Origin of the sequence: Mesorhizobium sp. M8A.F.Ca.ET.161.01.1.1 (assembly GCF_004792105.1) — a bacterium.
GTDB lineage: Bacteria > Pseudomonadota > Alphaproteobacteria > Rhizobiales > Rhizobiaceae > Mesorhizobium.
This window is the reverse complement of record NZ_SRTD01000010.1, coordinates 36,569-55,027: the sequence shown is the minus strand read 5'-3', so window position 1 is coordinate 55,027 and position 18,459 is coordinate 36,569. Positions and strand designations below refer to the sequence as shown.

Sequence of the window (18,459 nt, the reverse complement as noted above, 5' to 3'; positions counted from 1 at the left end):
GCTGCCCGCCGCGTATCAGGCCTGTTTTGCGGTAACCTGTTCGAGCCGTTCGAGAATGCGCGGCCAGCCACTTCCCATGCCGATATAGCCACGCTCGTCGGCCGGCCGGAATCCCGACTGCTCCATTCGCACCCGGGTCGCCACACCCTCGGGCGTCAGTGACCATGTCACCACGGTTTTCAACCCACTGTCCGATTCCGTCCCATCGCCCCAACTGTAGGCCAGCAGCCGCGGCACCTCGACTTTCAGCACCACGCAGTTCGTCACGCCAGACCATCCGGGAACTGGCGTCGCGCGGAATGTGAAGCGATGCCCCTCTTGCGCCGCGAAGTCATTCTGCATGAGCCATTCGCCGACGAGTGCTGGCACGGTCAGTGCGCGCCATATCTTTTCCGCCGAATATGGGATCAGCCTTTCGACGACGATCGATTTGGTTTCCGTCATGCCTTGCTCCTCTCGTTGTTGTCGTCGCGCCACGCACGCGCAATCAATAACCTGCCAGCTATACATTACTCATAACCATGCGGTTATGCAACAGTCAAGAATGGAATCTGCCATCTGGTCCAAATGGCGGCGTAGGTTCACGCTTTCGCGTCAGCCGTCGTGGTGCTAGGGCTCTCCACAACATGATGAACTGGATCGCCCCTTGACCACGCAAACTCGCCCGCCGCTGATCGAAATCTGTGTCGAAGGCATCGATGGCCTGCTCGCCGCGCAGGCCGCCGGCGCCGACCGGGTCGAACTCTGCGCCAGCCTGGTCGAGGGCGGCATCACGCCCAGCTTCGGCACGGTGCGCGCCGCACTCGACCAGGCGACCGTGCCGTTTCACGTCATGGTCCGGCCGCGCGGCGGCGATTTTCTCTACAGCGAGACCGAATACCGCTCGATGCTGGCCGACGTCGCCGTACTCAGCGAACTCGGCGTGCCCGGCGTGGTGTTCGGCTGCCTGAACGCCGATGGCACCATCGACGAGAAGCGCATGAGCGAATTGACCGAGGCCGCCGGCGCCTTGAACGTCACCTGCCACCGCGCCTTCGACATGACGCGCGATCCGGCCGAGGCGCTGGAAACGCTGATCCGTTGCAAGGTTGGCCGTGTGCTGACCAGCGGCCAGCGCGACACCGCGATCGAGGGCTTGCTATTGCTGGAAGAGTTGGTGCGTCAGGCCGGCGGGCGCATCACCATCCTCGGCTGTGGCGGGCTCGATCTCGGCAACATCGCCGAGGTGCGCGCAAAGACCGGCCTGGCCGAAATGCACTTCGCCGCCCTCAAGGACGTGCCGAGCGCCATGCGCTACCGCAATCCCAAGGTCGGCATGGGCGGCTCCGATCTCGACCGCGAGTATCGCAACACACTGACCGATACACCGCTGGTGGCGGCGACAATCACGGCAGCCAAGGCATGACCTCCCCGATAGATCGCATAGCGCAGGACGACGAGTCCGCCATTCTGGCGCTCAACAACGAGCACGCCGCCGAATTGTCGTGGCTCGAAGCCGAACGGCTGTCCTTCCTGCTCGGCGAGGCATTTTATGCGCGCCGCATCGGTGATCTCGAAGCCTTCATCATGACCTTCGACCAGGATGCGAACTACGACAGCCCGAACTTCGTCTGGTTCCGCGAGCGCTACGAACACTTCATCTATGTCGACCGCGTCGTCGTGGCGGCGCATGCAAGAGGCCGCGGCCATGCTCGCCTGCTCTATCGGGACCTGTTCGACCATGCGCAGAGCGCCGGCCACACGCTGGTCACCTGCGAGGTCAACTCCGACCCGCCCAACCCCGCTTCGGACGCCTTCCACGCCGCCCTCGGCTTCGCCGAAGTCGGCGACGCGGTGATCCACGGCGGCAAGAAAGCGGTGCGTTATTACGTCAGGCGGATCGCCGCCTGATCCGGTGGCGCTCGCCATCGGCGGCGCTCACTCACCAATTGCGGTTGAGCCATTCACGCGCCGGGCGCTCGATGAGGTAGTAGCTGCAGAGCGCGCAGGCAAAGACGCCGGCCAGCATCGGCCATGGGTTGGTGCCCTGATCGTAGACGAATTTGTAGAAGGGCTGCTGCCACAGATAGAGCGAATACGACCACAGGCCCAGTGTCGTCATCGGCAAGGATGACAGCCATCCCGACAAGAACCTCGTGCTGAAATCCAGCGCGTTGACGGCAATCGCCAGCAACGGCACCGCGACCAGGTAGTGGATCGGTGTCGGCACGGCGTCCATGAACAGGAAGACCGCGCCGGCAGCCGCCGCAACGGCGACATAGGGTCCCTTCAGCAAGGACGGGAGCTTGCCGTCGGCCTTGAGCAGGCAGATCGCGGCCGACAGCAGGATCGAGGCGATGTGCACGTCGGTGCGCCAGTATGTGGTTTCATAGTCCATGTGCAGGAACCAGTAGGAAGCCGCGCCATTGGCCATGGCCAGCGCAGCCAAGACCAGCAGCAGCGGCACGACACGGCTTCGGCTGGCAACGATTGCGCTGATCGCCGCCAGGATAATGTAGGCATGCTCCTCGACGCAGAGCGACCAGATGTGGTCGAGTGCGCCGGCCCGGTTCAGGAGAATTCCGGCATAGTTGTAGCTGAATGTCAGCGCCGTCAGGGCCGCCTTCCATTTGAAGGCGATGAAGGTGCCGGAGAGCGCGACCATGGCGAGGACGACAAAGACCAGAAGCGCCGGATAGATGCGCGAGAAGCGGCGTTTGAAGAATTTCTTCAGTGGATAGCGTTCGATGAACAGGATTTCGGCCATCAGCCGGCCGCTGAGCACGAAAAAGAATTCGACACCCAGCACGCCCAGATTGATGCCGGGAACGGGGAGAAAATGCCCGATCAGCACCAGGGCGATCGACAGGCCGCGCCAGCCATCGAGATAGGCCAGTCTTGTCCTGGCCGCCGATCGGTCGGCGATCGTTCGGGACGGAACCAAATGGGTCGCGGAAATTTCGGACATGCCGATCCCTTCGCATTGGCATGCGAAAGGGCACGGCGGTATGGATTCCGAACCCGGCTCGCATTCCCGCCCCAACCCATACTGCAGTGCAATATGAATTTGTGCAAGTGCGAGATTGTCGCCAATGCGATTCCCAAGCAAGCATGGGCCGCAATTGCTTCAAGCAGAGGATGGGACGCGGCGCCGGGGGCTAGGCAGCTACACGTGCCAGGAAAGAAAGAGGGGCCGCTACAGGCCCTTTTTGTCCCGCAATCGATCTTGCGTCAGGCGTTGGCTGCCGCCACGGCGCGCTTGGCCATGACCGCGATCAGATTGGCGCGGTAGTCTGATGAAGCGTGGATGTCGCTCATCAAGGTCTTCGCCGGCACTTTCACGCCATTGAGCGAAGCGGCATCGAAGCTCTTGGCGAGTGCCGCCTCGATCTCCTTCGAGCGGAAGACGCCGTCGTCGCCGGCGCCGGTGACGGCAACCCGGACGCCATCCTTGCCCTTGGCCACGAACACGCCGACGATCGCGTAGCGCGAGGCCGGGTTGCGGAATTTTTCGTACGCGGCCTTTGCCGGAGAGGTGAAGGAGACCGCCGTGACGATCTCGCCATCCTTCAAGGCGGTTTCGAACAACCCCTTGAAGAACTTGTCGGCTGATATCTCGCGCTTGTTGGTGATGATGGTGGCGCCCAGCGCAAGCAGCGCCGCCGGATAGTCCGCCGCCGGGTCATTGTTGGCGATCGAGCCGCCGATCGTGCCCTTGTGGCGAACCGCCGGGTCGCCGATCAGCGACGCCAAATGGGCAAGCGCCGGGCAGGCCTTGCGCAGCTTCTCGTCATTGGCGACATCGTAGTGGGTCGTGGCCGCGCCGATCGTGACCGTCTTGCCTGACACCTTGACGCCTTGCAGCTCCTTGATGCGTGACAGGTCGACCAGATCGGAAGGGGCCGCCAGCCGCGTCTTCATGGCGGGGATCAACGTCATGCCGCCCGACAGCAGCTTGGCGTCCCCATTCTTCACGAGCTTGGCGGCTTCAGTGACCGAGGCGGCACGGTGATAGTTGACTGCGTACATGGGATCCTCCCCTAAGTGGTCAGGCAGTAGTAGCAGTGAGTAGTCAGTAGTGGGAACGTCGCCGCCGGAGCTGGATACGGTGCCCTATTCGCTACTCACTACTCCCCACTCACTCATTTCGCGGCGCGGATCGCGGCCCACACGGTCGACGGCGTGGCCGGCATGGCGATGTCGGCGATGCCGATGGCATCGGTGATGGCATTGATCACCGCCGGCGGCGAGCCGATGGCACCGGCCTCGCCGCAGCCCTTGATGCCGAGCGGGTTGCTCGGACACGGCGTGTTCGACGTCGAGACCTTGAACGACGGCAGGTCGCCGGCACGCGGCATGGTGTAATCCATATAACTTGCCGTCAGCAGCTGGCCGCTGGCGTCGTAGTGAGCGCCCTCCAGCAGCGCCTGCCCCACGCCCTGGGCGATACCGCCATGCACCTGGCCCTCGACGATCATCGGATTGATGATGTTGCCGAAATCGTCCGCCGCCACGAACTGGACGATCTCCGTCGTTCCGGTTTCCGGATCGATCTCGACCTCGCAGATGTAGCAGCCCGCCGGGAAGGTGAAGTTCGCCGGATCGTAGAACGCCGTTTCCTTCAGTCCTGGCTCCATGCCGGCGGGCAGATTATGCGCGGTATAGGCAGCCAAGGCCACCTGGAACCACGGCAGGCTCTTGTCGGTCCCGGCCACCTTGACCTCGCCATTCTCGATGACGATATCGCCCTCGTCGGCTTCGAGCAGATGGGCCGCGATCTTCTTGGCCTTGGCCTCCACCTTGTCGAGCGCCTTGGCAATTGCCGACATGCCGACCGCGCCCGAACGCGAACCGTAGGTGCCCATGCCCATCTGCACCTTGTCGGTGTCGCCATGGACGATCGAAACCGAGTCGATCGGCACCCCAAAGCGCTGATTGACCAGTTGCGCGAATGTCGTCTCATGGCCCTGGCCATGACTGTGCGAGCCCGTCAGCACCTCGATCGTGCCGACGGCGTTCACACGCACTTCAGCCGATTCCCACAGGCCGACACCGGCGCCAAGCGAGCCGACCGCCGCCGACGGCGCGATGCCGCAGGCCTCGATATAGCAGCTCATGCCAATGCCGCGCAGCTTGCCCTTCCCAGCCGCATCCGCCTTGCGCGCGGCAAAGCCGGCATAGTCGGCGGTCTTCATCGCCGCGTCGAGCGAGGTCGCATAGTCGCCGGCGTCGTAGTTCATGATCACCGGTGTCTGGTGCGGAAACGTCGTGATGAAGTTCTTGCGCCTGAGGTCCGCGGGAGACACGCCGAGTTCGCGTGCCGAGGCCTCCATGGTGCGTTCCAGCAGATAGGTGGCTTCCGGCCGCCCTGCCCCGCGATAGGCATCGACGGGTGCCGTGTTGGTGTAGACGGTGCGCACATTGGCGTGGATGGCCGGGATGTCATACTGGCCCGACAAGAGCGTGGCGTAGAGATAGGTCGGCACGCAGGACGAGAACAGCGACATGTAGGCGCCGAGATTGGCGATCGTATCGACCTTCAGCCCGGTGATCCTGTTGTTCTTGTCGAAAGCCATCTCCACCGTCGAGACGTGGTCGCGGCCATGGGCGTCGGTGAGGAAGCTCTCCGTGCGATCGGCGACCCATTTGACTGGCACGCCGGTCTTCTTCGAGGCCCACAGGCAGACGATCTCTTCCGGGTAGATATAGATCTTGGAGCCGAAGCCGCCGCCGACGTCCGGCGCGATCACCCGCAGCTTGTTTTCGGGCGCGACATTGTAGAAAGCACTCATCACCAGTCGCGCGACATGCGGGTTCTGCGATGTCGTCCAGCAGGTGTAATGATCCTCGGCCTTGTCGTAATGGCCAAGTGCGGCGCGTGGCTCCATGGCGTTGGGCACCAGCCGGTTGTTGACGATCTTCATGCGGGTGACGTGCGCTGCCGCCTTGATGGCGGCATCGGTCGCCTTGCCGTCGCCGATCTCCCAGTCGAAGATCAGGTTGTTCTCGGCTTCGGCATGAACCTGGGGCGCGCCCTTTTCGAGTGCCTTTGTGGCATCGACGACCGCCTTAAGTTCCTTGTAGGTGATTTCGACCGCCTCGGCGGCATCGCGTGCCTGGCCCTTGGTCTCGGCCACGACGATGACGACGGCATCGCCGACATAACGGACTTTGTCGACGGCCAGCGGCGACCAAGCGCCCATCTTCATCGGCGAACCGTCCTTGGAATGGATCATCCAGCCGCAGATGAGGTTGCCGATACCGTCGGCCTTGAGTTCCTTGCCGGTCAAGACGCCGATGACGCCCGGCATGCCCTGAGCCGTTCTCACATCGATCTTCTTGATCTGCGCATGGGCGTGCGGGCTGCGCACGAAGGCCGCATGCTTCATGCCGGGCACCACCATGTCGTCGACATAGCGGCCGGCGCCGGTGATGAACCTTTTGTCTTCCTTGCGCGCGACCCGAGCGCCAACACCTTCGATGCCCATGGAAATTCCTCCCGAATTTAGGGGATAAGCAGTAGGGGTTAGGCAGTAGTGGAAGGGCTCGTGGTCATATCGATGTTTGCCCTACTCACTATTGCCTATTGCCTATTGCCTAAGCTGCCTGTTTCGCCTTGCCCTTCGCGGCGCTCTTCGACATCGTCTTCGATGCGGCCAGGATCGCCTTCACGATGTTGTGGTAGCCGGTGCAGCGGCAGATGTTGCCTTCGAGTTCTGCCCGCACCGTCGCCTCGTCGAGGCCTTCGGGATGGCGGTTGATCATGTCGGTTGCAGCCATGATCATGCCTGGCGTGCAAAAGCCGCATTGCAGGCCGTGATATTCCTTGAAGGCGGCCTGGACGGGATGCAGGTCGGCGCCGTTGGCGAGACCTTCGATCGTGACCACTGTCGACCCGGACGCCTGGACCGCGAGCATCGTGCAGGACTTGACCGCCTTGCCGTCGACATGGACGACGCAGGATCCGCACTGCGAGGTGTCGCAACCGACATGGGTGCCGGTCAGGCCGAGATTCTCCCGCAGGAAATGGACGAGCAGCGTTCGATCCTCGACGACACCGCCAACCCGCTTGCCGTTCACCATCAACGAAACGTCCGACATAGCCCCTCCCTGGGTGTCAACCTTGGTCATCACGCTGCCGACGAGCCGTTGGCACTTCGGCCATGCGTTATTCGTACACTGCACAATGCACAAAAAACAGCACGACGGAAAAGGCGGATCATTGTACTTTCGATCATGGCCAGGGCACCGAAGCGCATTCCTGTGGCCCCATTGCCAAAACGCCTCGTGGCGGCAACAATGCCTTCGACGCCGCGCACAAGAAGCACTCGAAAAGCAGCGCACAAGAAGGCGTCGGAGGAAATGCGGGAGAACGCCGCTGACAGGTTCACGGACGCGCTATGCATGCGGCTTGTCGGCGCTGACCACGGACGAGCCCGACCCGGATGATTTCGCACGCGCGGTAGCCGCCGAGGCCGCCGCCATCGATGCCGGCTTCGCCCTCGTGTTCTTTTCCCAGAGCCTTGTCGAGGCCGGGGCCCTGTCGCGGGCACTCTCGGTCCACGCGCCGGGGCTCCACCACGCCGGTTGTTCGACCGCCGGCGAGATTACGCCGCAGGGGCTCGAGGAAGGCCATATGCTGGCGATGCTGCTGCCCTCGGCATCCTTCACGGCGGTCAGCACCATGGTCGACAATTTGTCGACTTCGGGCATGGACAGGATCACCGAAGAGGTCGAGGCCCTGAGGCGCACGCTGCGCGCCCGGCTCGGCGGCGAGCAGACCAGGAACACCTTCGCGCTCTGCTTCATCGACGGGCTGTCCTATGCCGAGGAAGCGGTGAGTTCGGCCATCCACTGGGGTCTTGACGACATACCGCTGCTCGGCGGCTCGGCCGGCGACGATTTGAAATTCGAGACGACGCGTCTGATCTCGAACGGCAGGGTCGCTTCGGACAGCGCCATCATCGTGCTGGTCGCCACGGAAATTCCGTTCCACGTCTTCAAGACCGACAACTTCGTTCCCACCGACGAAAAGCTGGTGGTGACCGCGTCCGATCCGGATCACCGCATCGTGCGGGAGTTCAACGCCACCAATGCGGCCGAGGAATATGCCGCTTCGGTCGGCATCCTGCCGCAGACCCTGACACCGCTGAGCTTCGCCTCGCATCCCGTGGTGGTGAAGGTGGGCGGCGAATATTACTGCCGCTCGATCCAGAGGATGCACGCGGATGGCTCGCTGTCGTTCTTCTGCGCCATCGACGACGGTGTGGTGCTGTCGATCGCCCAACCCAAGGACATGGTGGAATCGACACGAGCGGCATTGCGCGAGGTCGAGGAAAGGCTGGGCGGTATCGATATGATCCTTGGCTTCGACTGCGTGCTGCGCCGGCTGGACGCACGCAACCGGCAGGTCTTTCGCGATATTTCGGAGCTCTACCGGGTCAACAATGTCGTCGGCTTCGGCACCTATGGCGAACAGTACCGGTCAATGCACTTGAACCAGACTTTCACCGGCATCGCTTTCGGTGACCGGCAAGCGGCTGAATAGGGCGGCGCAACAAAATGCCGCTCAGGGACATCAACGATCTCGACAGGCTGAAGAGGATCAACGCCGCCCTGGTCAGCCGCGTCGAGCGCTCGATGGACCAGCAAGGCAACGCCTTTTCGCTGTTCCAGACCGCGATCTCGCTGGAAAACCGGGTGCGTACGCGCACCGAGGAACTGCATTCGACCTTGCGCAGGCTGGAGCAGTCGAACATCGACCTCAGCGCCGCCAAGGAAAACGCCGAACTGGCGAACCTGTCCAAGACGAGATTTCTCGCCGCCGCCAGCCACGACGTGCTGCAGCCGCTGAACGCCGCCCACCTCTCCGTCTCGGCGCTTGCCGAGGTGCAGACCAGCGAGGAGGGAAAAAAGCTGGTGCGGCAGGTCGAGCGCTCGCTGGAAACCATGGAAGACCTGCTGCGCACCTTGCTAGACATTTCCAAGCTCGACGCGGGCGTGGTCCAGCCCGACATTGGCGACGTCAGCCTGGAGGCGTTGTTCTCGTCGCTGCGTTCGGATTTCGAGCCTGTGGCGCAGTTGAAGGGGCTGTCGCTGAAATTCCGACCGGTCAATGCGGTTGCTCGCTCGGACAGGACGCTGCTGCGCCGTATCCTGCAGAACATTCTCTCCAACGCGCTGGGTTATACACGCTCGGGCGGCGTCCTTGTCGGCACACGCCATCGCGGCGACACCATCCGCATCGATGTCGCCGACACCGGCTGCGGCATTCCGGAGGATCAGCGCGAAGCGGTGTTCGAGGAATTCCATCGCGGCACCTCGCCGGCCAGTGCCGAACTCGACGGCGGCGGTCTTGGCCTCGGGCTGGCCATCGTGCGCCGCATGGCAGGCGCGCTCGGCCACCCCGTGACGTTTTCATCCAGGGTCGGCCGCGGCACCATCTTCCACATCGATGTCCCCGTCGGCATCGGCGCCCCCGCCGACGCCATCGCCAGTGCCGCCAGCCTGGAGCGGCCGCGCGGCTACGGCCTGTTCGGCACCAAGGTGCTGCTGGTCGAAAACGATGCCGAGGTGCTGGAAGCCATGACCTTCCTGCTTGAGCGCTGGCAGTGCCTGGTACGCGCCGCGACCTCGACCGACGATGCGCTTGACCTGCTTGGCGATACCGACTGGGTGCCTGATATCGTCATCGCCGACCAGCATCTCGACGGCGGCGATCTCGGCACCGCGACAATATCGGAGGTCCGCGACTATCTCAGCCGCGCCGTGCCGGCGTTGATCGTCACCGCCGACAGTTCCGAAGGCGTCGCCAAGGCCGCCCGCGCCGGCGGCATCGAGTTGATGCGCAAGCCAGTGAAGCCCGCGCAACTGCGCGCGCTGCTGGCGCATTTGCTGGCTTAGGGGACAGTTAATGGCTCAAAATCCGGCCTGATCCCGAAACAGCTCCGCATTGTCCAGCTTCGACACCTCGATCACCGCTTGCGTGCGGCTATAGACGTTGAGCTTGCGCAATATCTCCGACACATGCGCCTTCACCGTCGTCTCGCCGACCTGCAGCTCGTAGGCGATCTGCTTGTTGAGCAGGCCCTGGCGCAGCATCTGCAGCACGCGCAATTGCTGCGGCGTCAGCTTGGAAAGCCGCTGCACCATGTCGGCGCGGTCGGTGCTGTCGGGATCCGGCGGCTGGCCTTCGTAATTCTCCGGTACATAGACGGCGCCGTCCATCACCGAGCGGATGGCGGCGGCGAGATCGCTCTTGCGCGCCGATTTCGGGATGAAGCCGGCGGCACCATAGGACAAGGCCTCTGAAATGATCCTCGGCTCCTCATGACCCGATACGATCACCACAGGCAGGCGCGGATAGCGGGTCCTGAGCTGCAGGAGCCCCTCGAAGCCGTGCACGTCGGGCATGCTGAGGTCGAGAAGCGCAAGGTCGAAAGGCTTGGCGTCGGCCAACAGATCCAGCGCCTCGGCAATCGACCGTGCCTCGACCGTATCGACCTCGGGATAAGCCATCTGCACGGCACTGTGCAGCGCCTCGCGAAACAGCGGATGGTCGTCGATGATGAGGAACCGGGCACGATCGGTAGGGGCTGTCATAGGGCTCGTTCCGGTTTACCGGGCACACCATAGTCTCCTGACTGTGGCCGGATTATTGGCAAATAGTCTATCGCCTGTTGACGGGATTCATCGCTGCAAAAAATGATGGGAAGCCTGAATTCTTTATCCAGCCGCGGCAAAGCCCGTGCTTTATGAAAAGCGACGCCTTGCCCGACCCCCGAAATCGGCCGAATGTGCCGTCATCAAACTCAGAGATCGCCATGACCGCCTTTGTCCTTGCCGTGCCGCCAACGCCTTCCGTCGCCATTGCCGGCTCCAGCGAACGCTTTGCCGTGCGGCGTATTTTCTGCGTTGGCCGCAATTACGCGGCGCATGCGCGCGAATTCGGCAATGACGAGCGTGATCCGCCCTTCTTCTTCACCAAACCGGCCGACGCGGTGGTCGATTCCGGCACTGAAATCCCCTACCCGCCGCTGACGCAAAACCTCCACTTCGAGATCGAACTGGTGGTGGCGATCGGTACATCAGGCTTTCGCATATCCCGCGACAAGGCACTGAATCATGTCTGGGGTTATGCCGTCGGCATCGACCTCACCCGCCGCGATCTCCAGGACGTCGCCAAGAAGGCTGCGCGGCCCTGGGACTGGTCGAAGGCATTCGACCGTTCCGCGCCTTGCGGCCCGCTGGTCCCGGTACAAAAAGCCGGGCACCCGGCGAAGGGGCGTATCTGGCTCGCCGTCGACGGCGCGGTGAAACAGGATGCCGACCTTGCCGAACTGATCTGGCCGATATCGGACATCGTTTCGATCTGCAGCGAAGGCGTGGAATTGCAGGCGGGCGACCTTATCTTCACCGGTACGCCCGCCGGGGTCGGCGCGGTCAAGCCGGGCGAGACGATATCAGGCGGGGTCGAGGGCATCGGCACGATCGACGTGACCATCGGCCAGCCGCGGTCATGAGTGAAAAGTCATGAGCAATATGGTCCTGCACAACTACTATCGCTCTTCCACCTCCTATCGGGTGCGGATCGCGCTGGAGATGAAGGGGCTGAGCTATGACTATGTGCCGCATCACCTGCGCCATGGCGAGCATCTGGAAGCGGCCTATCTCGCGGTCAACCCTCAAGGGTTGGTCCCCGCGCTGATCTGCAACGACGGCACGCTGCTGACGCAGTCGCTGGCGATCATCGAATTCCTCGACGAGACCACGCCGGAACCACCGCTGCTGCCAAAAGACCCGCTTGGCCGGGCGCGGGTCAGGATGCTGGCGCAGATGATCGCCTGCGACATCCATCCGGTGAACAATCTGCGCGTGCTGACTTCGCTGCGCACCCTGTTCGGCGCCGGCGACCAGGATGTCGCCAACTGGTTCCGGCATTGGGTCAATGAAGGTTTTGGCCCACTCGAGACATTGCTGACGGCTTCGCCCGAAACCGGCACATTCTGTCATGGCGACACGCCGGGGCTGGCAGACATCTGCCTTGTCGCCCAGGTCACCAGCAACGCCCGTTTTGGCGTCGATATGACGCCCTACCCGACGATTTCGCGCATCAACGCCGCCTGCATGGCGCTACCCGCCTTCCAGAAAGCCGCGCCCCAGAATCAGATCGACGCCGAGTAAATTCACCGGCCGACGCGCAGCGTCAGCGCCCAGAACAGCAGCGCTAGCAAGCCGATGCCAACGCCGAGCAGCGAGACACCGCTCCAGCCGGCCACGCCATAGGCCATGGTCGAGACGATCGAGCCCAGCGCGCTGCCGAGCGAATAGAAGATCATGTAGCCACCGACCAGCCGGCTGCGGGCATCCGGTCGACGCGCGAAGATCAGGCTCTGGTTGGTGACGTGTGTGGCCTGGATCGCCAGATCCAGCATGACGATGCCGGCGACCAGTAGCCACAGCGACATGCCCATGAAGGCGATCGGCAACCAAGCCGCTGTCATCAGCAGCAGGCTGAGCCCGGTGACCAGTTGCCCGCGTCCCCGATCCACCAGGCCACCGGTCCATCGCGCCCCCAGCGCGCCGGCGACGCCGGCGAGCCCGAAAAGTCCGATTGCGGTGTGCGACAGCGAGAACGGTGGCGCGCTGAGCGGCAGCACCAGCGGCGCCCACAGCACGTTGAAGCTGGCGAAAATCAGCAGGGCGAGAACCGCGCGCACACGCAGCAGTGGCTCCTTCACGAACAAGAGCACCACCGAGGCCAGCAGGCGCGGATAGGATGTGCTTGGCCTCTCCGCCTCATGGCGCGGCAGGATGAGGTAGAGAAGCACCGCCATGAATAGGGTGAGCGCGGCCGAGACGACATAGACCCAGCGCCAGCCGGCGAAATCGGCGACGACGCCGGCGACGAAGCGGGCAAGCAGGATCCCTGTTATGACGCCGCTGGTGACGGTGCCGACCGCCCGCCCCCGTTGCGATGGCGCGGCGAGATCGGCCGCGTAGGCCACCAGCACCTGCACCACCACGGCAAGCAGTCCGACAACGGCGAGACTCGCCAGCAGCATCGCCGCGTTCGGCGCGACCCCGACGGCTATCAGCGCCACCGCCGAAAGCACCGCCTGCCCCGCAATCAGCTTGCGGCGATCGAACAGGTCGCCAAGCGGCACGATGAACAACAGGCCGAGCGCATAGCCGATCTGGGTGACCATCACCACGATGCCGATCGAGGCCGGCGCAATGGCGAAATCATGGGCCATGGCGTCGAGCAGCGGATGGGCGAAATAGACATTAGCGACGCTCAGGCCGCAGGCAACGGCGAAAATCAGCGTGGTCATCCCGGACAATCCCGGCGATGACGCCGGCGTCACCTGCTTGCGCTCCTCGGTTCGCTCCGCCTTCGTCGCGGCGCCGTTCATCACCTCTATATTCATGTCGCTCTCCGCAAAAGGTTTCAAATTGAAACCGCTTGCTGGATAGACAGAACAGTTTTATGTTGCAACCAAAATGACCGATCTGGACCATTGCCATGGTGAAACGAACGAGCCACCAGAGTGCGGACTGCCTGATCGCACGACCGCTCGACGCGATTGGCGACTGGTGGTCGCTGCTCATCGTGCGCGACGCGTTCGACGGATTGCGGCGCTTCGGCGAGTTTCAGAAGAGCCTCGGCGTCGCCAAGAACATCCTGTCGGCGCGGCTGCGCAATCTGGTCACACACGGCATCCTGGAAATAGTTCCTGCGCCCGACGGCAGCGCGCACCATGAATATGTGCTGACGCAAAAAGGACGCGGCCTGTTCTACGTGCTGGTCGCCTTGCGCCAATGGGGCGAGACCTATTTCTCCGGCCCCGGCGAGCCCTACACATTCATGGTGGATACCGAGAGCGGCAGGCCGATAAAGCGCCTTGAAGTGCATGCCGAAGACGGTCGTCTGCTAGCCCCCGGCGACACCAGGCTTGCCGATTTCCGCAACCAGGAAAACAGGTAAACGTCGTTCCTTGGTTCGGCGGAGCGGCCATCCTGGTGGAATCGATTTCCGCTTGACCGGACAAGGAATCGGCTATCTTTCCGGTGACGCATGCCGTCTCAAGGGTGGAGTGACCGATGAAAGCCGTCGTCTTCGAAAAATTCGGCGAAGCGCCGACGATCCAGACCGTGCCCGATCCGAAGCCGGCTGCCGATGGCGTCGTCATCAAGGTCGAGGCGACCGGGCTGTGCCGCAGCGACTGGCATGGCTGGATGGGCCATGATGACGGCATCACGCTACCGCACGTGCCGGGACATGAACTGGCCGGCGTGGTTGTGGCGGCCGGCAAACAGGTCACCCGCTGGAAGGCGGGCGAGCGCGTCACCGTGCCGTTCGCCGTCGGCTGCGGCCGCTGCTTCGAATGCAATTCCGGCAATCACCAGGTCTGCGAGCATCAGACACAGCCTGGCTTCACCGGCTGGGGCTCGTTCGCCGAATATGTCGCTATCGAGCACGCCGACACCAATCTGGTGCGCCTTCCCGACGAAATGGAATTCGCCACCGCCGCCAGCCTCGGCTGCCGCTTCGTCACCTCTTTTCGCGCCATCGTCGACCAGGGCCGGGTGACGCCGGGCGAGTGGGTGGCGGTGCATGGCTGCGGCGGCGTCGGCCTGTCGGCGATCATGATCGCCAGCTCGATGGGCGCCAATGTCATCGCCATCGACCTCACCGACGAGAAACTGGACTTCGCCAAAAAGATCGGCGCCGTGGCCACCATCAACGCGTCCACGACGCCGAACGTCGTCAAGGCCGTCAAGCAGATCACCAATGGCGGCGCCCACATGTCGATGGACGCGCTCGGTCACCCCACGACGTCCTTCAACTCGATAGCCAACCTGCGCCGGCGTGGACGTCACGTGCAGGTCGGCCTGATGCTGGGCGAGCACGCCCGCCCCCAGGTGCCGATGGACAAGGTGATCGCCTTCGAGCTCGAAATCCTCGGCAGCCACGGCATGCAGGCCTATCGCTACCCCGCGATGATGGAGATGATCCGCCACGGCAAGCTGAAGCCCGAACTGCTGGTCGGCAAGAAGATCAGCCTCGACGAGGCGCCCGCGGCCTTGATGGCGATGGGCGGTTTCGAGGGCATCGGCATTGGCGTGGTGACGAAGTTCTAGCGAGGGTCGGCATCATCACTATGCAGCCGCACGCCGCGGCAAATCCTGCTTGGCGAATTTCTTCGCGCCGAACACACATGTCACCACGCCGAGCGTGACGACGATCATCATCGGACTGACCTGTTCACGCAGCAGCATCGCCGCTAATGCGAGCCCGAAAAACGGCTGCAGCAGCTGCAACTGCCCCACTGCTGCAATGCCGCCTTGCGCCAGGCCGCGATACCAGAAGACGAAGCCGATCAGCATGCTGAACAGCGAGACATAGCCAAGACCGATCCAGGCATTGGAGCCAACGCTGGCGAAGGACGACGGCAGGGTCGCAGAAGTCAGCACCAGCATGACCGGCAGGGACAGCACCAGCGCCCAGCAGATCACTTGCCAGCCACCGAGCTTGCGCGACAATGCTGCCCCCTCGGCGTAGCCAAGGCCGCACGCGATGATGGCCGCAAGCATCAGCCCATCGCCGACTGGCGAAGCCGTCACGCCTTGCGCAAGCGCGAAGCCCGCCACCAGCGCACTGCCCAGGCATGAGAACAGCCAGAAGGCCGGCCTTGGCCGTTCACCGCCACGCAACACGCCGAAGATCGCGGTCGCCAGCGGCAGCAGGCCGACGAAGATGATGGAATGGGCCGAAGTGACATGCTTCAGCGCCAGCGCCGTCAGCAAGGGGAAGCCGACGACCACGCCAAGCGCAACGATGATGAGCGACAGCAAGTCATGACGCCCGGGGCGCTTCTCGCGGAACACAAGCAGAAGGGCGAGACCAAGCAGGCCGGCTATGACCGCGCGGGCCGATGTCAGGAATATCGGATCGAGATCCATCACCGCCACGCGCGTCGCTGGCAACGAGCCGCTGAAGATCAGCACGCCGATAAATCCGTTCACCCAGCCGCTCGCCGTCTTGTCCATTGCAGGCTCCATTGCTTTCGCCCTCTATGGTGCGAACAACCGTGGCGCGGCCAGAGACAATGGGGTACAATTCGACGAAACTGTAATGACGAATTGAGCAGTACGGATGACAGACCTTGCTTTGGAACCCGACGGCGCACGCACCCTTGTGGAGAGTGTGATGGCGACCATCCGTCAGCGGATCGCCGCGCGCAGCCTGACACCGGGAACCCGGTTACCGTCTATCCGTGCCTTCGCGAAGTCCATGCAGGTATCCAAATCCACCGTCGTCGAAGCCTATGAGCGGCTCGCCGCCGAAGGCGCGATCCGCTCCCGGCCGGGTTCCGGTTTTTATGCCGCCGGCTCGCTGGCGCCGCTGTCTTTGGCCGAGATCGGCCCCCGGCTCGATCGTGCCGTCGATCCGCTCTGGGTTTCGCGCCAGTCGCTGGAGGCTGGCGAGGAAGTCCTGAAACCCGGCTGCGGCTGGCTGCCGGCTTCATGGATGCCACAGGCCGGGCTCCGCAGGGCATTGCGCACGGTCGCGCGTGCCGACGATGTCGCGCTTGCCGACTACGGCACGCCGCTCGGGCTGCCGCCGCTGCGGCAATTGCTGGCGCGGCGCCTGGCCGGGCACGGCATCGAAGCTTCGCCCGAACAGATCATGCTGACGGAATCGGGCACCCAGGCCATCGACCTGCTCTGCCGGTTCCTGATCGAGCCCGGCGACACCGTGCTGGTCGACGATCCCTGCTATTTCAATTTCCACGCTTTGCTGCGTGCCCATCGCGCCAAGGTCGTCAGCGTCCCCTACACGCAATCGGGGCCTGATATCGAGCTGTTCGCCCAGGCGCTCGCCGAACACCGGCCGCGCCTCTACATCACCAACTCCGCCATTCACAATCCGACGGGGGCGATCCTGTCTCCGGTGACGGCCCATCGTCTGCTCAAACTGGCCGACCAGTCGGGCCTGACCATCGTCGAGGACGACATCTTCGCCGATTTCGAACATGCCCCTGCCCCCAGGCTGGCGGCGTTCGACGGCCTTAGCCGCGTTGTCCTGATCGGCAGTTTCTCCAAGACGCTGTCGGCGTCGGTCCGCTGCGGCTTCATCGCCGCCCCCCGCGACTGGATCGAGGGCCTGGCCGACCTCAAGATCGCCACGACTTTCGGCGGCGGACGGCTGGCGGCCGAACTTGTGCTGACGTTGCTGAAGGACGGCAGCTACCGCAAGCACATGGATTTGCTGCGCGCGCGCCTCTCGCGTGCCATGGGCGAGACCAGCGCCCGGCTGAAGGCGATCGGCATCACGCCGTGGATCGACCAACCGGCCGGGCTGTTCCTGTGGTGCGGCCTGCCGGACGGGGTGGACGCGGCCGACGTCGCCCGCCGCGCGCTCGCCGACAACATCGTTCTGGCACCCGGCAATGCGTTCAGCCTGTCGCAGTCAGCCAGCCGCTTCCTGCGCTTCAACGTTGCCCAATGCGCGGACGAGCGGATTTTCAAAGTGCTCGAAACGGCGATGGCGCGCTGATCGGTCAGCGACCCGCACAGACTTCCCGCACGCAGTCCCGCAGCCAGCGTTGCGCCGGGTCGGCATCGAGACGCGGATGCCAGAGCATGGAGATAGTGACGTCCACGGTAGCGACCGGCAGCGCAAAACTATGCATGCCGGCGCGCGCTCCTGCCGTATGCCGCTCGGGCACGCTGGCAATCAGATCCGAGGCCCGGGCCATGGCAAGTGCCGCCGAAAAACCTGAGACCATGCACACGACCCTCCGCTGCAAGCCAATCATGCCCAGGGCCTCGTCGATCGGTCCCTTCTCGCGGCCGCGTCGCGAGACGCTGATGTGCCGGCCAGCCGCATAACGCTCGGGCGTCACCTTGCCCTCGGCCAGGGGATGGCCGGCCCGCACGGCACCGACAAAGCGGTCGCGAAACAGGGCCTGGATGCGCACCTCGGGTCCGGTCTCGCCGGCAACGCCGATTTCCAGGTCGATCGCCGCTTCGCGCAGCGACATCGCATCCTTGTCGGACTTCGGTGCGAAACGCAGCCGCACCCCTGGCGCATCGGCCTCGGTGCGGGCGACGAGGCGAGGCCCGAACTCCTCGACAAAGCTTTCGTTGGTGCGCAATGTGAAGATCCGGTCCAGGCTCCGGGGATCAAGCAACTCGGTCGGGCGCAGGAGCACCTCCGCGTCTTGGACGACACGGCCGACCTGTCGCCGCAATTCCTCCGCACGCGGCGTCGCCACCAGGCCGCGCCCGGCGCGCACCAGCAGAGGATCGCCCGTTGCCTCGCGCAGCCGCGCCAGCGTCCGGCTCATCGCCGAGGGGCTGAGCCGCAGGCGGTGCGCCGCGCGCGCCACGCTGCCTTCGGCCAGCAGGACGTCGAGGGCAAAGAGGAGATTGAGATCGGGCGATGTCATGGATCGATCATAGCATATGATA

Annotated in this window: 19 protein-coding genes; 10 read left to right on the top strand and 9 right to left on the bottom strand. The window is 63.7% G+C overall.

Going from position 1 to position 18,459, the window contains the following annotated elements:
* Positions 1-15: 15 nt before the first annotated feature.
* Positions 16-444 (bottom strand): SRPBCC domain-containing protein, encoded by a 429-nt coding sequence (locus EN804_RS22780; RefSeq protein ID WP_127279182.1) that lies wholly within the window; start codon positions 442-444, stop codon positions 16-18.
* 202 nt (positions 445-646) lie between these two features.
* Between EN804_RS22780 and EN804_RS22775 the strand changes: the two genes are divergently transcribed.
* A complete protein-coding gene (locus tag EN804_RS22775) occupies positions 647-1,405 on the top strand; it encodes a copper homeostasis protein CutC (RefSeq protein WP_246693467.1) in 759 nt (252 codons plus the stop codon).
* Complete coding sequence (locus EN804_RS22770) at positions 1,402-1,890, top strand: GNAT family N-acetyltransferase (protein ID WP_135921441.1); 489 nt, start codon at positions 1,402-1,404, stop codon at positions 1,888-1,890. The genes EN804_RS22775 and EN804_RS22770 overlap by 4 nt, the downstream gene beginning before the upstream one ends.
* A 31-nt stretch (positions 1,891-1,921) precedes the next feature.
* Here the strand turns inward: EN804_RS22770 and EN804_RS22765 are convergent, their stop codons facing one another.
* From EN804_RS22765 to EN804_RS22750, 4 genes are all read right to left on the bottom strand, one after another.
* Positions 1,922-2,947: an acyltransferase gene (locus EN804_RS22765; protein WP_127872675.1), complete on the bottom strand. Its 1,026-nt coding sequence runs from the start codon at positions 2,945-2,947 to the stop codon at positions 1,922-1,924.
* A gap of 263 nt (positions 2,948-3,210) precedes the next feature.
* The gene (locus EN804_RS22760) at positions 3,211-4,008 is read right to left on the bottom strand and encodes a xanthine dehydrogenase family protein subunit M (protein WP_135921440.1); all 798 of its coding nucleotides are present in this window, start codon (positions 4,006-4,008) and stop codon (positions 3,211-3,213) included.
* 113 nt (positions 4,009-4,121) lie between these two features.
* Complete coding sequence (locus tag EN804_RS22755; protein WP_135921439.1) at positions 4,122-6,467, bottom strand: xanthine dehydrogenase family protein molybdopterin-binding subunit; 2,346 nt, start codon at positions 6,465-6,467, stop codon at positions 4,122-4,124.
* A 109-nt stretch (positions 6,468-6,576) separates the two neighbouring features.
* Complete coding sequence (locus tag EN804_RS22750) at positions 6,577-7,080, bottom strand: (2Fe-2S)-binding protein (RefSeq protein WP_135866804.1); 504 nt, start codon at positions 7,078-7,080, stop codon at positions 6,577-6,579.
* Between the two features lie 62 nt (positions 7,081-7,142).
* Here EN804_RS22750 and EN804_RS22745 point away from each other — a divergent pair, with 62 nt between their 5' ends.
* The 3 genes from EN804_RS22745 to EN804_RS22735 are packed head-to-tail and all read left to right on the top strand — an operon-like array spanning position 7,143 to position 9,882.
* Complete coding sequence (locus EN804_RS22745; protein WP_127872679.1) at positions 7,143-7,361, top strand: hypothetical protein; 219 nt, start codon at positions 7,143-7,145, stop codon at positions 7,359-7,361.
* Positions 7,362-7,390: 29 nt separating this feature from the next.
* The gene (locus tag EN804_RS22740; protein ID WP_127872680.1) at positions 7,391-8,527 is read left to right on the top strand and encodes an FIST signal transduction protein; all 1,137 of its coding nucleotides are present in this window, start codon (positions 7,391-7,393) and stop codon (positions 8,525-8,527) included.
* A 14-nt stretch (positions 8,528-8,541) separates the two neighbouring features.
* On the top strand, positions 8,542-9,882 hold the full coding sequence (locus EN804_RS22735) for a hybrid sensor histidine kinase/response regulator (protein ID WP_135921438.1): 1,341 nt from the start codon (positions 8,542-8,544) through the stop codon (positions 9,880-9,882).
* A gap of 15 nt (positions 9,883-9,897) precedes the next feature.
* On the opposite strand, the gene EN804_RS22730 is transcribed toward EN804_RS22735, so the two are convergent.
* Positions 9,898-10,581, bottom strand: a complete 684-nt coding sequence (locus EN804_RS22730; protein WP_127872682.1) for a response regulator transcription factor — start codon at positions 10,579-10,581, stop codon at positions 9,898-9,900.
* 221 nt (positions 10,582-10,802) lie between these two features.
* Between EN804_RS22730 and EN804_RS22725 the strand changes: the two genes are divergently transcribed.
* Complete coding sequence (locus EN804_RS22725) at positions 10,803-11,501, top strand: fumarylacetoacetate hydrolase family protein (protein ID WP_135921437.1); 699 nt, start codon at positions 10,803-10,805, stop codon at positions 11,499-11,501.
* A 10-nt stretch (positions 11,502-11,511) separates the two neighbouring features.
* Positions 11,512-12,162 carry a maleylacetoacetate isomerase gene (gene maiA / locus EN804_RS22720; protein ID WP_135921436.1) on the top strand — a complete coding sequence of 217 codons (651 nt, stop codon included), beginning with the start codon at positions 11,512-11,514 and terminating at the stop codon, positions 12,160-12,162.
* A gap of 2 nt (positions 12,163-12,164) precedes the next feature.
* Here the strand turns inward: maiA and EN804_RS22715 are convergent, their stop codons facing one another.
* Complete coding sequence (locus EN804_RS22715) at positions 12,165-13,409, bottom strand: MFS transporter (protein WP_135921435.1); 1,245 nt, start codon at positions 13,407-13,409, stop codon at positions 12,165-12,167.
* Positions 13,410-13,504: 95 nt separating this feature from the next.
* Between EN804_RS22715 and EN804_RS22710 the strand changes: the two genes are divergently transcribed.
* The gene (locus EN804_RS22710) at positions 13,505-13,966 is read left to right on the top strand and encodes a helix-turn-helix domain-containing protein (RefSeq protein WP_135921434.1); all 462 of its coding nucleotides are present in this window, start codon (positions 13,505-13,507) and stop codon (positions 13,964-13,966) included.
* Between the two features lie 116 nt (positions 13,967-14,082).
* Positions 14,083-15,123, top strand: coding sequence for a zinc-dependent alcohol dehydrogenase family protein (locus EN804_RS22705; protein ID WP_135866787.1), 1,041 nt, complete (start codon positions 14,083-14,085; stop codon positions 15,121-15,123).
* A gap of 18 nt (positions 15,124-15,141) precedes the next feature.
* On the opposite strand, the gene EN804_RS22700 is transcribed toward EN804_RS22705, so the two are convergent.
* Complete coding sequence (locus tag EN804_RS22700) at positions 15,142-16,032, bottom strand: DMT family transporter (protein WP_135880560.1); 891 nt, start codon at positions 16,030-16,032, stop codon at positions 15,142-15,144.
* A gap of 106 nt (positions 16,033-16,138) precedes the next feature.
* Here EN804_RS22700 and EN804_RS22695 point away from each other — a divergent pair, with 106 nt between their 5' ends.
* Positions 16,139-17,542 carry a PLP-dependent aminotransferase family protein gene (locus EN804_RS22695; protein WP_135921433.1) on the top strand — a complete coding sequence of 468 codons (1,404 nt, stop codon included), beginning with the start codon at positions 16,139-16,141 and terminating at the stop codon, positions 17,540-17,542.
* A gap of 4 nt (positions 17,543-17,546) precedes the next feature.
* On the opposite strand, the gene EN804_RS22690 is transcribed toward EN804_RS22695, so the two are convergent.
* Positions 17,547-18,437, bottom strand: coding sequence for a LysR family transcriptional regulator (locus tag EN804_RS22690; RefSeq protein ID WP_135921432.1), 891 nt, complete (start codon positions 18,435-18,437; stop codon positions 17,547-17,549).
* Between the last annotated feature and the right edge of the window lie 22 nt (positions 18,438-18,459).

Excerpts from the sequence above, each read along its gene's own strand:
- EN804_RS22760 (WP_135921440.1), bottom strand. The coding sequence starts at position 4,008 with ATGTACGCAGTCAACTATCACCGTGCCGCCTCGGTCACTGAAGCCGCC.
- EN804_RS22780 (WP_127279182.1), bottom strand. The coding sequence starts at position 444 with ATGACGGAAACCAAATCGATCGTCGTCGAAAGGCTGATCCCATATTCG.
- EN804_RS22735 (WP_135921438.1), top strand. The coding sequence starts at position 8,542 with ATGCCGCTCAGGGACATCAACGATCTCGACAGGCTGAAGAGGATCAAC.
- EN804_RS22715 (WP_135921435.1), bottom strand. The coding sequence starts at position 13,409 with ATGAATATAGAGGTGATGAACGGCGCCGCGACGAAGGCGGAGCGAACC.
- EN804_RS22690 (WP_135921432.1), bottom strand. The coding sequence starts at position 18,437 with ATGACATCGCCCGATCTCAATCTCCTCTTTGCCCTCGACGTCCTGCTG.
- EN804_RS22710 (WP_135921434.1), top strand. The coding sequence starts at position 13,505 with ATGGTGAAACGAACGAGCCACCAGAGTGCGGACTGCCTGATCGCACGA.
- EN804_RS22700 (WP_135880560.1), bottom strand. The coding sequence starts at position 16,032 with ATGGACAAGACGGCGAGCGGCTGGGTGAACGGATTTATCGGCGTGCTG.
- EN804_RS22755 (WP_135921439.1), bottom strand. The coding sequence starts at position 6,467 with ATGGGCATCGAAGGTGTTGGCGCTCGGGTCGCGCGCAAGGAAGACAAA.
- maiA (WP_135921436.1), top strand. The coding sequence starts at position 11,512 with ATGAGCAATATGGTCCTGCACAACTACTATCGCTCTTCCACCTCCTAT.
- EN804_RS22770 (WP_135921441.1), top strand. The coding sequence starts at position 1,402 with ATGACCTCCCCGATAGATCGCATAGCGCAGGACGACGAGTCCGCCATT.
- EN804_RS22725 (WP_135921437.1), top strand. The coding sequence starts at position 10,803 with ATGACCGCCTTTGTCCTTGCCGTGCCGCCAACGCCTTCCGTCGCCATT.
- EN804_RS22745 (WP_127872679.1), top strand. The coding sequence starts at position 7,143 with ATGCGTTATTCGTACACTGCACAATGCACAAAAAACAGCACGACGGAA.
- EN804_RS22730 (WP_127872682.1), bottom strand. The coding sequence starts at position 10,581 with ATGACAGCCCCTACCGATCGTGCCCGGTTCCTCATCATCGACGACCAT.
- EN804_RS22695 (WP_135921433.1), top strand. The coding sequence starts at position 16,139 with ATGACAGACCTTGCTTTGGAACCCGACGGCGCACGCACCCTTGTGGAG.
- EN804_RS22705 (WP_135866787.1), top strand. The coding sequence starts at position 14,083 with ATGAAAGCCGTCGTCTTCGAAAAATTCGGCGAAGCGCCGACGATCCAG.
- EN804_RS22765 (WP_127872675.1), bottom strand. The coding sequence starts at position 2,947 with ATGTCCGAAATTTCCGCGACCCATTTGGTTCCGTCCCGAACGATCGCC.
- EN804_RS22750 (WP_135866804.1), bottom strand. The coding sequence starts at position 7,080 with ATGTCGGACGTTTCGTTGATGGTGAACGGCAAGCGGGTTGGCGGTGTC.